Source organism: Pseudomonas sp. KCJK9016 (genome assembly GCF_046231795.1).
Lineage (GTDB): Bacteria > Pseudomonadota > Gammaproteobacteria > Pseudomonadales > Pseudomonadaceae > Aquipseudomonas > Aquipseudomonas bananamidigenes.
Map to the genome: position 1 here is coordinate 31264 of NZ_JBJJMM010000001.1, position 14039 is coordinate 45302.

Sequence of the window (14039 nt, forward strand, 5' to 3'; positions counted from 1 at the left end):
TGACGGTCCTCAAGCAGAAACAAGCCGTGGCACAGGGGCCGCGTCAGGCTCATTCAGCGAGATCCTGCTCCTCAATGGTCTGGGTGTGGTTGGTGAATACACAGATGTCGCCGGCGATGCCAAGAGCGGTCTCGACGATTTCGCGGGCCGACAGGTCGGTCTTCTTCAGCAGGGCGCTGGCGGCGGCTTGCGCATAGGCGCCGCCGGAACCCATGGCGATCAGGCCGTCTTCGGGTTCGACCACGTCACCGTTGCCGGTGATGATCAGCGAGGCATCCTTGTTGGCGACCGCAAGCATCGCTTCGAGGCGGCTCAGGGAACGGTCGGTGCGCCATTCCTTGGCGAGTTCGACGGCGGCGCGGATCAGGTGGCCCTGATGTTTCTCGAGCTGGCCTTCGAAACGTTCGAACAGGGTAAAGGCGTCGGCGGTGGCACCGGCGAAACCGGCAATGACCTGGCCGTGGTACAGGCGACGAACTTTCTTCGCGTTGCCTTTCATCACGGTGTTGCCGAGAGAAACCTGGCCGTCGCCGCCCATGACGACTTTGCCGTGGCGGCGGACTGAAACGATGGTGGTCAAGGGAAGAGTCTCCACACTGCGGGGCGAAAATGCCTTATGCCCCTTCATATGGGGGTGGTGGAGAGGATTTCAACTGCGCGGCGGGAGAGGGGACGAGCGGTGGTTTGTACATGAACGCTCCCACGCAGAGAGACATGATCGTTCCCATGCTCCGCGTGGGTGCCTCAATGGACGCTCCGCGTCCTTGCGGCAAGAGACGCGGAGCGTCCCGGGCTGCATTCCCACGCGGAGCGTGGGAACGATCAGTGGGGCGTTGTTTAGCGGCTCTGGCGTTGTTGTAACAACAGGTTGCTGAAACCGGCACCCGCCAGTTGCTTCTGCGCGGTGGTCAGCTGTTCGCGGTTGCTGAACGGGCCGACCAGTACGCGGTACCAGGTTTCTTCCTTGACCGTCCCGGATTCAACCGCCACCGCCTGGCCGAGCAGGATGATCTGCGCGCGAACCTTGTCGGCATCGGCCTCTTTGCGGAACGAGCCGGCCTGCAGGAAGAACTTGGTCACCGGCGCTGCCTTGGTTACCGGCGGCGCTGGCGGCGGAGTGATTCCGGCCAGAGCAGCCTGGGCGCGTGCGGTGTCGATCTTCGCCGCTTCGGCCGGGGTGACCGGCGTGGTCGGGATCGCCGGCACCTGCGGCGTCGGCAAGGTTTTCTCCGGCACAGCGTCAGGCGGAACGATCACTTCCGATTCCGGCAGCAGGGTGTAGAAGTCGTACTTCGGCTTCACCGGTTGCGTCGGGCTCGGCGGGGTCTTGTTGGCCTCGGCGATCTTGCTGGCTTTCTGTTGTTGCTGTTGCTCGACCTTCTCGCGCTTGACCGTGTCGCTGCCCTTGCCCGGCTCCAGTTTCATCAGGAACACGATGAACGCACCGACCGTCAGGCCGATGGCCATCCACAGCCAGCCCGGAATCGGTTGCTTCGCAGGAGCTTGGTAACGGCTGGCGCCACGCTTGGGTGCAGGTTTTTTCTTGGCAGCCAACTTACATACGCTCCAGGGTTTCCAGGCCGAGCAGTTCCAGGCCTTGCTTGAGGGTACGGCCGGTCAGCGCGGCAAGGCGCAGGCGGCTCTGCATTTGTGCCGGGGTGTCCGCGGCGAGGATCGGGCAGTTCTCGTAGAAGCTGGAGAACAGGCCGGCGACGTCGTACAGGTAGGTACACAGGGTGTGTGGTGTGCCCTTTTCCGCAACGTTGTTCAGCACTTCACCGAACTGCGCCAGTCTGGCCGCCAGTTCCTGCTCGTGCGCCGCTTCGAGGACGATCCGACCGTCGACTTCGCTGAAATCCTTGCCCAGCTTGCGGAATACGCCGGCCACGCGGGTGTAGGCATACAGCAGGTACGGCGCGGTGTTGCCTTCAAAATTGAGCATCAGGTCGAAGTTGAAGCTGTAGTCGCTGGTGCGGTGCTTGGACAGGTCGGCGTATTTCACCGCGCCGATGCCCACAACCTTGGCGATGCTGCGCAGTTCGTCGTCGGCCAGTGTCGGGTTTTTCTCTTTTACCAATGCGTAGGCACGTTCCTGCGCCTCGGTCAGCAAGTCGATCAGCTTCACGGTGCCGCCGTCACGGGTCTTGAACGGACGACCGTCGGCGCCGTTCATGGTGCCGAAGCCCATGTGTTCCATTTCCATCGGATGGGTCACGAAACCGGCCTTGCGTGCCACGGCGAACACTTGCTGGAAGTGCAGGGCCTGACGCTGGTCGACGAAGTACAGTGCACGGTCGGCCTTGAGTTTGCCGCTGCGGTAGCGCACGGCGGCCAGGTCGGTGGTGGCGTACAGGTAGCCGCCGTCGGCCTTGACGATGATCACCGGCAGCGGCTCGCCTTCGGCGTTCTTGAATTCGTCGAGGAACACGCACTGCGCGCCGTTGCTTTCAACCAGCATGCCGGCGGCTTTCAGGTCGTTGACCACATTGATCAGGTCGTCGTTGTAGGCGCTTTCGCCCATCACGTCTGCCATGGTCAGCTTGACGTTCAGCAGTTCGTAGATCTTCTGGCAGTGCGACAGAGAAATGTCCTTGAACTTGGTCCACAGCGCCAGGCATTCGGCATCGCCGGCCTGCAGCTTGACCACCAGGCCACGGGCGCGGTCGGCGAATTCCGGGGACTCGTCGAAACGCTGCTTGGCGGCGCGGTAGAAATTTTCCAGGTCCGACAGTTCGTCGCTGGTGATCGGGTTTTCCTGCAGATACGCCATCAGCATGCCGAACTGGGTGCCCCAGTCGCCGACGTGGTTCTGACGGATCACGGTGTCGCCGAGGAATTCGAGTACCCGGGCCACGCCGTCGCCGATGATGGTCGAGCGCAAGTGGCCGACGTGCATCTCTTTGGCCAGGTTCGGTGCCGACAGGTCGACCACGGTGCGTTGCGCCGGGCCGGCCTTGCGCACGCCGACGCGAGCGTCGGCCAGGGCCGCGTCGAGGCGCAAGGCCAGTGCCTGGGTGTTCTGGAAGAAGTTGATGAAGCCGGGACCGGCGATTTCGGCCTTGCTGACGTTCTCGTCAGCCGGCAGGGCGGCGATGATTTTTTCCGCCAGGTCACGTGGCTTCATGCCTGCAGGCTTGGCCAGCATCATCGCGATATTGCTGGCGAAGTCGCCGTGGGTCTTGTCTCGGGCATTTTCCACCTGGATCGCCGGCGTCAGGCCTTCAGGCAACACACCTTCGTTGACGAGTTGGGTGAGGGCTTGTTGGATCAGCTGGCGAATGGTGTCTTTCATGGTCTTCTCTTTCGACCGCAAGCGCGGCGGCGCATCGATGCGCGGGTGGAAAAACTGGGCATTATCCGTTGCGAAGACGGGCTTGCCAACCTTAGCAGGCAGGATGTGGATGTGTGGTGACAATTCGAGCGGTTTTGCCCGGTCAGTACAGATCCACCGGATCAACGTCCAGCGACCAGCGCACCGCCCGGCCGCTCGGCATCTGCTCCAGCACCAGCAACCAGCTCGCCAGCAACCGGTGCAGCGGCGCCCGGGCCGTGGCCTGCAGCAGCAGCTGCGCGCGAAAGCGTCCGGCGCGGCGTTCCATCGGTGCCGGCACCGGTCCCAGCAGCTCGATGCCGCTCAGGTTCTGTTCGGCCAGCAAGCGCTCGGCTTCGCTGCACGCCTCGTCGAGAAAACCTTCCGCTTGCCCCGGCTTGTGCGCTTCGGCGCGCAACAGTGCCAGATGAGCGAACGGCGGCAGGCCAGCGGCGCGGCGCTCGCTGAGGGCCTGTTCGGCGAAGGCGAAATAACCCTGCTCGGTCAATTGCACCAATAAAGGATGGTCGGCCAGATGGGTCTGGATGATCACCTTGCCCGGTTCCTCAGCCCGCCCGGCGCGCCCGGCAACTTGCACGATCAATTGCGCCATGCGTTCGCTGGCACGGAAGTCGCCGGAGAACAGGCCGCCGTCGGCATCGAGGATCGACACCAGCGTCACCCGGGGAAAGTGGTGACCCTTGGCCAGCATCTGGGTGCCGACCAGAATGCACGGCTGGCCTTTCTGGATCGTGGCGAACAACTGGTTCATCGCGTCCTTGCGCGAGGTGCTGTCGCGGTCGACACGCAGCACCGGGTAATCCGGGAACAGAATCGCCAGCCGCTCCTCGGCCCGTTCGGTGCCGGCGCCTACTGGCCGCAGGTCGACCTTGTTGCATTTCGGGCACTGGCGCGGCATGCGCTCGACGTAACCGCAATGGTGGCAGCGCAATTCGCCATAACGCTGATGCACGGTCATCCGTGCATCGCAGCGCTGGCACTCGGACATCCAGCCGCAATCGTGGCACAGCAGCGTCGGAGCAAAGCCGCGGCGGTTGAGGAACACCAGCACCTGCTGGCCGGCGGCGAGGGTCTGGCCGATGGCTTGTTGCATCGGTCCGGAAATGCCGCTGTCCAGCGGGCGACTTTTTACATCCAGGCGCAGGAATCGTGGCGGTTTGGCGCCGCCAGCCCTTTCGTTCATTCGCAGCAGTCCGTAACGACCGGTGTAAGCGTTGTGCAGGCTTTCCAGCGATGGCGTTGCGGAGCCGAGGACAATCGGGATGTCTTCCTGTCGTGCCCGCACCAGCGCCAGATCCCGGGCGTGATAGCGCAAGCCCTCCTGCTGTTTGTAGGAGCTGTCGTGCTCTTCGTCGATGATGATCAACCCCGGATTTTTCATCGGGGTGAACAGCGCCGAACGGGTGCCGATAATAATGTCGGCCTCACCATCACGGGCAGCGAGCCAGGCATCCAGTCGGTCGCGGTCGTTGACTGCCGAGTGCAGCAAAGCGATGCGGGCGTTGAAGCGTTGTTCGAAACGGGCCAGGGTTTGCGGGCCGAGGTTGATCTCCGGGATCAGCACCAGCGCCTGCTTGCCGGCCTCGAGGGTTTCGCGGATCAGTTGCAAATAAACTTCGGTCTTGCCGCTGCCGGTAACCCCGGCCAGCAGGAACGCGTGATAGCTGTCGAAACCGGCGCGAATCGCTTCATAGGCGGCGCGCTGTTCGCCGTTGAGCGGCAGTTCCGGCTGGGCCAGCCAGTGCTCGTGACGCACGCCGGGAGCGTGGCGGCGCACTTCGACCTGCACCAGATCCTTGGCCAGCAGCAGGTCGAGGCTGTCTTTGCTCAGCATCAGTTTGCTCAGCAACTGATGGGCGACGCCATGAGGGTGCTGGGCCAGCGTCGCCAGGGCTTCACGCTGGCGCGGGGCGCGGGCGATGCGCGGGTCATCGAGGCTGGCGCCGGGAGCGACGGACCAGAAGCGTTCCTGGCGCGCCTCGGCCAGTTCGCCCTGACGCAGCAGCACGGGTAGCGCCCAGCTCAATGTGTCGCCGAGGCTGTGCTGATAATACTGGGCGGTCCACAGGCACAGCTTGAACAGCGCCGGCGGCAGGGGCGCGGTGGTGTCGAGCAGGGCCAGTGCCGGCTTGAGTTTGTCCGCCGGGACTTCGCTGGTGTCGCTGACTTCCACCAGAATCCCGATCATCTCCCGACGACCGAACGGCACCCGCAGGCGCATGCCCGGTTGCAACTGCGAACGCCGGACACCGGCCGGGGCCCGGTAATCGAACAGGCGGCGCAGGGGCGAAGGCAGGGCGAGGCGCAGAATGGCGTCGGGCACGCGGGATCTCGATCAAACAGGAAGAAGGGTTTGGCTTATAACCCTGTGGGAGCGAGCTTGCTCGCGATGGCATTCTGTCTGTCAGCCTCTTTATTGACTGACACGGCGCCTTCGCGAGCAAGCTCGCTCCCAAAGGGATCGCGCAATGGCCGGGAGCCTAGCAGACGGTCGGTCTCAGTGACAGCTTGCGTGATTGGCATTGTCTGGTAGAATCCGCGGCCTAATTACGTGCGGTATTCAACAATCGTGTTGGATGGCGGCACGCCAGCTGAGGAAAACACCATGAAAGCCGATATCCACCCGAATTACCCAGAAGTTGCAGTAACTTGCAGCTGCGGCAACAAGTTCGAAACCCGTTCGACCTTCGGCAAAGCCCTGGCGATCGACGTTTGCAACGAGTGCCACCCGTTCTACACCGGTAAGCAGAAGACTCTGGACACCGGTGGTCGCGTTCAGAAGTTCGCCGACCGTTTCGGTGCTTTCGGCGCGAAAAAGGCCTGAGGCCCTTCATTCTGGAAAACCTCAGCGGCTTTTCCGGACTGATGAAAAAGGCGTCCCTTGCGGGCGCCTTTTTTGTGTCCGCGATTTGGCTGTCCGCTGCCCAAGCCTTTTGTCCGGCGCCTTCGGGCGTGTCCAGCGTTGTGGTGCAACAGGTCGTCGATGGCGACACGGTGCGCCTGAGTGATGGTCGCAGCGTACGCTTGATCGGTCTCAACACACCTGAATTGGGCAAACAGGGTCGCAGCGACGAGCCATTTGCCGTGGCGGCGCGCAAACGCCTGGAAGCCCTGGTGGCTGACAGTGGCGGACGGGTCGGTTTGCGCCTTGGTGCGCAAGAAAGAGACCATTACGGGCGTACGCTCGCCCATCTCTACAGCGTCAGCGGCGTCAGTCTCGAAGCGCAAATGCTCGCCGATGGCCTGGGTTTCCAGGTCGCGGTGGCGCCGAATGTCGATCTTGTCGATTGTCAGCAGGCCGCCGAACGCAGTGCGCGGCAAGCCCGGACGGGTCTGTGGAAGCGCTCGCCTGTACTGAAAGCGGAGCAGATCGAGCGCTCGGGTTTCGCCATCGTCAGCGGGCGTGTGAGCAAGGTTCAGCGCAATCGTGGCGGAATCTGGATCGAGTTGCAGGACAAGCTTGTACTGCGTGTTGCACCCAATCTGCTGGATCGCTTCGATGGAAATGCCTTGCAAGCGCTGAAGGGCAGGCAGATAGAGGCCCGGGGCTGGGTGGTCGATCGTTCGCGAAGGGGCGGACTGAAAGCGGGTCAGGCTCGTTGGCTGTTGCCGCTGAGCGATCCTTCCATGTTGCAGACATCTCGCTAAAGAAAAATTGTAGACATTTTTTCTGTTGATTGTGAACAGTCGAGCCCTTGTGCGCCGTGGCTCTTGGCCCAAAGTCGTAGGGCAGGGCGCTTGACAGGGGTGACCGGGCAGTCTTGTGGGGACTTTGCGAGGCGCGTATCCTCGCTGACCAGTCTGTCCAACAGTAAAAAGCGGAATGCCAAAATGTCTGATCTGAAAACTGCCGCTCTCGAATATCACGCCAATCCTCGTCCAGGAAAGCTGAGTGTCGAGCTCACCAAGGCCACTGCTACCGCCCGCGACCTGTCGCTGGCCTACAGCCCCGGCGTAGCTGAACCAGTGCGCGAGATCGCCCGCGATCCTGAGCTGGCCTACAAGTACACCGGCAAGGGCAACCTGGTTGCAGTCATTTCCGATGGCACCGCGATTCTCGGTCTGGGTAACCTCGGCCCACTGGCTTCCAAGCCTGTGATGGAAGGTAAGGGCGTGCTGTTCAAGCGCTTCGCCGGCATCGACGTGTTCGACATCGAAGTCGACTCCGAAAGCCCGCAAGCCTTCATCGACACCGTAAAGCGCATTTCCATCACCTTCGGTGGCATCAACCTGGAAGACATCAAGGCTCCGGAGTGCTTCGAGATCGAACGTGCCCTGATCGAGCAGTGCGACATTCCGGTATTCCACGATGACCAGCATGGCACCGCGATCGTGACCGCTGCGGGCATGATCAACGCCCTGGAAATCGCCGGCAAAACCCTCGGCGAAGCCAAGATCGTCTGCCTGGGCGCAGGCGCTGCCGCCATCTCCTGCATGAAACTGCTGGTGAGCATGGGCGCCAAGGTCGAGAACATCTACATGATCGACCGTACCGGCGTGATCCACGCTGGCCGCGACGACCTGAACCAGTACAAGGCTGTGTTCGCTCACGCTACCGAGAAGCGCACCCTGGACGACGCCATCGAAGGCGCTGACGTATTCGTCGGCCTGTCGGGCCCGAATCTGCTGAGCGCCGAGCAACTCAAGCGCATGGCGGCCAACCCGATCGTCTTCGCCTGCTCCAACCCGGATCCGGAAATCTCCCCGGAACTGGCTCACGCCACCCGCAACGACGTGATCATGGCCACCGGCCGTTCGGACTACCCGAACCAGGTCAACAACGTATTGGGCTTCCCGTTCATTTTCCGTGGTGCCCTGGACGTTCGCGCCAAGCGCATCAACGAGGAAATGAAGATCGCTGCCGCCAACGCCCTGAAGGACCTGGCCAAGCTGCCGGTGCCGAAGGAAGTCTGCGCCGCCTACGGCGTCGACGCGCTGGAGTTCGGCCGTGAGTACATCATTCCGAAGCCGATGGACGCACGTCTGATCACCATCGTCTCCGACGCGGTGGCCAAGGCCGCCATCGAGACCGGTGTGGCGACCCTGCCGTATCCGAAGCACTATCCGCTGAAAAGCGTGGATGACGTGTTCAACGGCTAAGTCGTTGTAACGCTTCAAACGAAAGCCCTGGCTCGTGAGAGTCGGGGCTTTTTTGTGCCTGAGGGTTTTGTATTGGGGCCGGTTCATCCACTGTAACTCCCTCAAGCAATAAAAAGCCCCGCACTTCTCACGAAGGCGGGGCTCTTTAGCGGATCCGGATCAGAACAAATCGATCGGCGCCTGTTCATCCGCCGGCAGCGGGCTGCCCGGCACGGCGCCGTTGCCGATCTCGTTGACCGACGGCGGCGTGTCTTCGGCCTTGAACAGTTCGAAGTAGGCGCCAGGAGTGCTCGGTGAAGCTGCACGGCCGCTGACCGGGTCTACCCGCAGGCTGAGGATGCCTTCCGGCTCCGGCTGGACATGCGGTGGCTTGTCCTTGAGTGCCGCGCTCATGTAGTTCATCCAGATCGGCAGTGCCACGGTGCCGCCGAATTCCCGTCGACCGAGGCTTTCCGGCTGATCGAAACCGGTCCACACGGTGGTCACGTAATCGGCGTTGTAACCGGAGAACCAGGCATCCTTGGATTCGTTGGTGGTACCGGTTTTACCCGCGATGTCGCTGCGGCCCATGGCCAGTGCACGACGGCCGGTACCGAGCTTGATCACGTCCTGCAACATGCTGTTGAGGATGTAGGTGGTGCGGCCATCGACGATGCGCTCGGCGACTGCCGGTGCTTGCGGCACAGCGGCGCTGCCCGGTGCTTCACCCGGAACCGGTGCTGCGTCGACGGTGATCGATTGGGTCGCCGGTGCCGCGATGCCGTCGGTGGCCGCGCCGCCCTGCGGTACGGTCGGCGGGTTGGCGACGAACAGCGTTTCGCCGTTGCGGCTTTCGATCTTGTCGATGATGTACGGGGTGATCTTGTAGCCACCGTTGGCGAAGGTGCTCCAGCCGGTGGCGATTTCCATCGGAGTCAGGGTCGCGGTGCCCAGCGCCAGGGACAGGTTTGGCGGCAGGTCCTGCTTGTTGAAACCGAAACGGGTGATGTAGTCGATGGTCTTGCCTACGCCCATGGCTTGCAACAGACGGATCGAAACCAGGTTGCGCGACTTGTACAGGGCCTCGCGCAGGCGGATCGGGCCGAGGAAGGTATTGGTGTCGTTCTTCGGACGCCAGACCTTGTCCAGGTACTCGTCGACGAACACGATCGGTGCGTCATTGACCAGGCTGGCAGCGGTATAGCCGTTATCCAGTGCGGCGCTGTAGACGAAGGGCTTGAAGCTCGACCCCGGCTGGCGCTTGGCCTGCAATGCCCGGTTGTAATTGCTCTGCTCGAACGCAAAGCCGCCAACCAGCGAGCGGATTGCTCCGTTCTGCGGGTCCAGCGATACCAGTGCGCCCTGGGCCTGCGGAATCTGGCTGAACTTCAGCGAATTGTTCGGCTGGCGCTGTACGCGCACCAGGTCGCCGACCTGCGCGACATCCGATGGCTGACGCGGTGCGGCGCCCATGCTGTTGGTATTGAGGAACGGACGGGCCCATTTCATGGTGTCCCAGGCCACGTGCTCTTCACCGGTGCGGGTCAGCACTTGCAGGCCGTTCTTGTCGACCTGGGTGACGATGGCCGGTTCGAGGCTGCTGATGGTGCGTTGTTTGGTCAATTCGACGGCCCAGGCTTCACGGGTCTTGCCTGGCAGGCGCGATTCGGGACCACGGTAGCCGTGACGCTGGTCGTAAGTCATCAAGCCTTCGTGCAGCGCGGTATTGGCCATTTCCTGCAGGTTGCTTGGCACCGTAGTGGTGACGCGGAAACCTTCGGTATAGGCGTCGCTGCCGTAGCGGCCGACCATTTCGGCACGGGCCATCTCGGCGATGTACGGCGCGTTCACTTCCGGAGTCGGTACGTGATAGCTGGCATTCAGCGGTTCGTTGATCGCGGCGGTGTAGTCGGCTTCGGTGATCTTGCCGAGTTTGTACATGCGCCCGAGGATCCAGTCGCGACGCTCCTTGCTGCGAGCGGGGTTGGCCAGCGGGTTGAAGCGCGACGGGGCTTTCGGCAGGCCGGCGATCATCGCCATCTGCGCCAGGCTGACCTCGCGGATCGACTTGCCGTAATACACCTGCGCCGCCGCCTCGATGCCGTAGGCGCGGTTGCCCAGATAGATCTTGTTCACGTACAGCTCGAGGATCTCGTCCTTGGTCAGCTGCCGCTCGATCTGCAGGGCCAGGAGGATTTCAGTCGCCTTGCGCGAGAAGCTGCGTTCGCTGGTCAGGAAGAAGTTCTTCGCTACCTGCATGGTGATGGTGCTGCCGCCGGACTGAATGTGCCCGCTCTTGACCAGTTGGGTCGCGGCACGCATCAGGCTGCTCGGATCGACGCCATAGTGGTTGGCGAAATTGTCGTCTTCAGCACTTAGTAACGCATTGATGAAATTGGGGGGAATGTCGGCGAAACGGATTGGTGTGCGGCGCATTTCGCCAAATTCTGCGATCAACTTGTTGTCGCTGCTGTACACCCGGAGCGGAATCTGCAACTGAATGCTTCTCAGCGCCTCCACAGATGGCAAACCCGGACTAAGGTAAAGAAATGCGCCGCTGAGAACTAAAAGCAGTCCGCAGAAAACGGCGACGATGGACCAACCGAAGAATTTCAGCAGACGAATCAAGGCTTTTGAACATCCAGGGCAAAGAATGAATTTGGCGCCAGGGTTCCGGGAACACACAGAACGGCCCGCGCTGGCGGTACAAAGCGGAAAAAATCGCTGGGCATTATAAGCACTTTTCCGCTGGGGGCGTCATTTGCGCTTCTGTCAAGACGGGGCGAGGGAACGCAATGCGCATTACAGAGTCCGTAACTCACGGAAAGTCATAGGGAATTGGTAGTGCTAGGACTCTTCAATAAAAAGACCAATACGTTGCTGGGGATCGATATCAGCTCCACTTCGGTGAAGTTGCTGGAGCTCAGTCGCCAGGGCGAGCGCTACCGAGTCGAGGCGTACGCGGTGGAGCCGTTGCCGGCCAATGCCGTGGTCGAGAAGAACATCGCCGAGCTCGAGGGCGTCGGGCATGCCCTGTCCCGGGTGCTGATCAAGGCGCGCACCGGGCTGAAATCCGTGGCAGTGGCGGTGGCCGGCTCTGCGGTGATCACCAAGGTCATCGAGATGGATGCCGGCCTGTCCGAGGACGAGCTGGAAAACCAGCTCAGGATCGAGGCCGACCAGTACATTCCCTATCCGCTGGACGAAGTGGCCATCGATTTCGAAGTCCAGGGCGTTTCGCCGCGCAACCCCGAGCGGGTCAATGTGCTGCTGGCCGCCTGTCGCAAGGAAAACGTCGAGGTCCGTGAGGCGGCCCTGGCCCTGGCGGGTCTGACTGCGAGGGTGGTGGACGTCGAGGCTTATGCGCTGGAGCGCTCGTTCGGCCTGCTGGCCACGCACCTGGCAACCTCGCAGGAGCGCCTCACCGTCGCGGTGGTCGACATCGGCGCCACCATGACCACCCTCAGCGTCCTGCATAACGGGCGGATCATCTATACCCGCGAACAACTCTTCGGCGGTCGCCAGCTGACCGAGGAGATCCAGCGTCGATATGGCCTGACCCTCGAGCAGGCCGGGCTGGCCAAGAAGCAGGGCGGCCTGCCGGACGATTACGTCAGCGAAGTCCTGCAGCCATTTCGCGAGGCGCTGGTGCAGCAGGTTTCGCGCTCCCTGCAATTCTTCTTCGCTTCCGGTCAGTACAACGCGGTCGATCACATAATGCTGGCCGGCGGCACGGCTTCGGTGCCTGGTCTGGACCGCTTGATCGAAGAGCGCCTGGGCACGCCGACCCAGGTTGCCAATCCGTTTTCCGACATGGCCTTGAGCAGCAAGGTCAACGCCGGGGCACTGGCCAGTGACGCGCCGGCCCTGATGATTGCCTGCGGGCTCGCGCTCAGGAGTTTCGACTGATGGCGCGGATCAACCTTCTCCCCTGGCGCGAGGAGCGCCGCGAAGAACGGCGCAAACGCTTTCTGCTGGCCCTGACCGGGGTGGTGGTCGGCTCGATCGGTGCTCTTTTCATTGCTGCGCAGGTGTTCAGTATGGCCATCGAGCATCAACAGGCTCGTAACGACTACCTCGGCAAACAGATCGCTGTGATCGATGAGCGGATCAAGCAGATCAGCGAACTGAAGGCGCGTCGTCAGCAACTGGTGGAACGCATGCGCATCATCCAGGACCTGCAGGGTAACCGGCAGGTCAGCGGGCGGATTTTCGATCAACTGGCGCGTACCCTGCCTGACGGTGTGTATTTCACCAGCGTGAAAATGGTCGGCAAGACCCTGTCGATCAGTGGTGCGGCGGAATCGAACAATCGGGTATCGGACCTGATGCGCAACCTTGAAGCGTCCGACTGGTTCGATGCGCCGACCCTGAATGAAGTCAAGGCGACCACGGCAGGGCAGCTGGATCAGGCCAACGTTTTCCAGTTGACAGTTCATCAGACCCGGCCGAAGAACCTGGAGGACGAGCCATGAAACCGTCCGAATGGCTGGCCAGCCTGCGCAATATCGATTTCAACGATCTGGACACCAGCAACATCGGCTCGTGGCCGCCGGAAGTGAAAGGCCTTGCCGGGGCGCTGCTGATGATTCTGGTGCTGGCGCTGGGTTACAACTTCTTCATCAGTGACATGGAAAGCGGGCTCGAAACCAAACGTACGGAAGAAGTCACGCTCAAGGAACAGTTCGCCAGCAAGGCGCGCATGGCGGCCAACCTGGAGCTTTACACGCAGCAGATGCGCGAGATGGAGAACTCGTTCGGTGTGCTGCTGCGACAATTGCCCAGCGATACCGAAGTGCCCGGGTTGCTGGAGGATATCACCCGCACCGGACTGGGCAGCGGTCTTGAATTCGAAGAGATCAAACTGTTGCCCGAGGTGACGCAGCAGTTCTACATCGAGCTGCCGATCCAGATCACCGTTACCGGGGCCTACCATGACCTCGCCACCTTCGTCAGCGGTGTGGCGGGTCTGCCGCGGATCGTGACCCTGCATGATTTCGAACTGGCGCCGGCCAACCCTGAGGGCGGGACGAAGCTGCGCATGAGCATCCTCGCCAAGACTTACCGCTACAACGACAAGGGGCTGCAGAAATGAGCCCGATCCGATTCCTTCTATTGTCGACATTGACCCTGGGCTTGTGCGGTTGCGGCGACAGTGACTTCAGCGATCTCGATGCCTATATGAATGAGGTGCGCCTGCGGCCGCCAGGCAAGATCGAGCCGACACCGACCTTTCGTTCCTACCCGACGTTCACCTACAGCGCAGCAAATCTGCGCAGTCCGTTCTCGCGTCAGGTTCGGGTCGATCTGGCCGGGCAGCAGCACGGTTCACGTAACGTCAAACCCGATCCGAACCGGGTCAGGCAATACCTCGAAGGTTTCAACATCGAGCAGTTCGAGATGGTCGGCACGATTGCCAATGCCTCCGGCTTCTATGCGCTGTTGCGCGGTGCGGGCGGGGTGCATCGGCTGAAAGTCGGCGATTACCTGGGGCGCAACGAGGGGCGGATCGTCGCCATCAGCGCCTCCCAGGTCGATGTGATCGAGATCGTTCCCGATGGCGAAGGCGCCTGGCTGGAGCGGCCGCGCACCATTCCTTTGAAAGAGCACTCATAGTGGAAGTCGAACA

The 14039-nt window shown here is 61.9% G+C and carries 12 protein-coding genes; 7 read left to right on the forward strand and 5 right to left on the reverse strand.

Annotation, left to right across the window (positions count from 1 at the left end; all coding sequences use genetic code 11):
* Positions 1-49 precede the first annotated feature (49 nt).
* The 4 genes from hslV to ACK6BI_RS00175 all read right to left on the reverse strand — a co-directional run bounded on the left by hslV (position 50) and on the right by ACK6BI_RS00175 (position 5654).
* Positions 50-580, reverse strand: coding sequence for an ATP-dependent protease subunit HslV (hslV, locus tag ACK6BI_RS00160; RefSeq protein WP_007968352.1), 531 nt, complete (start codon positions 578-580; stop codon positions 50-52).
* A gap of 257 nt (positions 581-837) precedes the next feature.
* Positions 838-1554 carry an SPOR domain-containing protein gene (locus tag ACK6BI_RS00165; protein WP_409315524.1) on the reverse strand — a complete coding sequence of 239 codons (717 nt, stop codon included), beginning with the start codon at positions 1552-1554 and terminating at the stop codon, positions 838-840.
* Between the two features lies 1 nt (position 1555).
* Positions 1556-3292, reverse strand: coding sequence for an arginine--tRNA ligase (gene argS, locus ACK6BI_RS00170; RefSeq protein ID WP_409315525.1), 1737 nt, complete (start codon positions 3290-3292; stop codon positions 1556-1558).
* A 142-nt stretch (positions 3293-3434) separates the two neighbouring features.
* Entirely contained in the window at positions 3435-5654 is a 2220-nt protein-coding gene (locus ACK6BI_RS00175) for a primosomal protein N' (RefSeq protein ID WP_409315526.1), read from the reverse strand.
* 282 nt (positions 5655-5936) lie between these two features.
* Between ACK6BI_RS00175 and rpmE the strand changes: the two genes are divergently transcribed.
* The 3 genes from rpmE (at position 5937) to ACK6BI_RS00190 (ending at position 8431) form a co-directional block, all read left to right on the forward strand.
* Positions 5937-6155 (forward strand): 50S ribosomal protein L31, encoded by a 219-nt coding sequence (rpmE, locus tag ACK6BI_RS00180; RefSeq protein WP_007952398.1) that lies wholly within the window; start codon positions 5937-5939, stop codon positions 6153-6155.
* A gap of 41 nt (positions 6156-6196) precedes the next feature.
* Positions 6197-6979 (forward strand): thermonuclease family protein, encoded by a 783-nt coding sequence (locus tag ACK6BI_RS00185; protein WP_409315527.1) that lies wholly within the window; start codon positions 6197-6199, stop codon positions 6977-6979.
* Positions 6980-7162: 183 nt separating this feature from the next.
* On the forward strand, positions 7163-8431 hold the full coding sequence (locus ACK6BI_RS00190) for a malic enzyme-like NAD(P)-binding protein (protein ID WP_409315528.1): 1269 nt from the start codon (positions 7163-7165) through the stop codon (positions 8429-8431).
* Positions 8432-8590: 159 nt separating this feature from the next.
* On the opposite strand, the gene ACK6BI_RS00195 is transcribed toward ACK6BI_RS00190, so the two are convergent.
* Positions 8591-11035, reverse strand: a complete 2445-nt coding sequence (locus ACK6BI_RS00195; protein ID WP_409315744.1) for a penicillin-binding protein 1A — start codon at positions 11033-11035, stop codon at positions 8591-8593.
* Positions 11036-11254: 219 nt separating this feature from the next.
* On the opposite strand from ACK6BI_RS00195, the gene ACK6BI_RS00200 reads away from it, so the two are divergent.
* The 4 genes from ACK6BI_RS00200 to ACK6BI_RS00215 are packed head-to-tail and all read left to right on the forward strand — an operon-like array spanning position 11255 to position 14026.
* A complete protein-coding gene (locus ACK6BI_RS00200; protein WP_409315529.1) occupies positions 11255-12319 on the forward strand; it encodes a pilus assembly protein PilM in 1065 nt (354 codons plus the stop codon).
* A complete protein-coding gene (locus ACK6BI_RS00205; RefSeq protein WP_409315530.1) occupies positions 12319-12885 on the forward strand; it encodes a PilN domain-containing protein in 567 nt (188 codons plus the stop codon). Before ACK6BI_RS00200 ends, ACK6BI_RS00205 begins: the two co-directional genes overlap by 1 nt.
* On the forward strand, positions 12882-13505 hold the full coding sequence (gene pilO, locus ACK6BI_RS00210) for a type 4a pilus biogenesis protein PilO (protein WP_409315531.1): 624 nt from the start codon (positions 12882-12884) through the stop codon (positions 13503-13505). The genes ACK6BI_RS00205 and pilO overlap by 4 nt, the downstream gene beginning before the upstream one ends.
* Positions 13502-14026 (forward strand): pilus assembly protein PilP, encoded by a 525-nt coding sequence (locus tag ACK6BI_RS00215; protein WP_409315532.1) that lies wholly within the window; start codon positions 13502-13504, stop codon positions 14024-14026. The genes pilO and ACK6BI_RS00215 overlap by 4 nt, the downstream gene beginning before the upstream one ends.
* Positions 14027-14039: the final 13 nt, after the last annotated feature.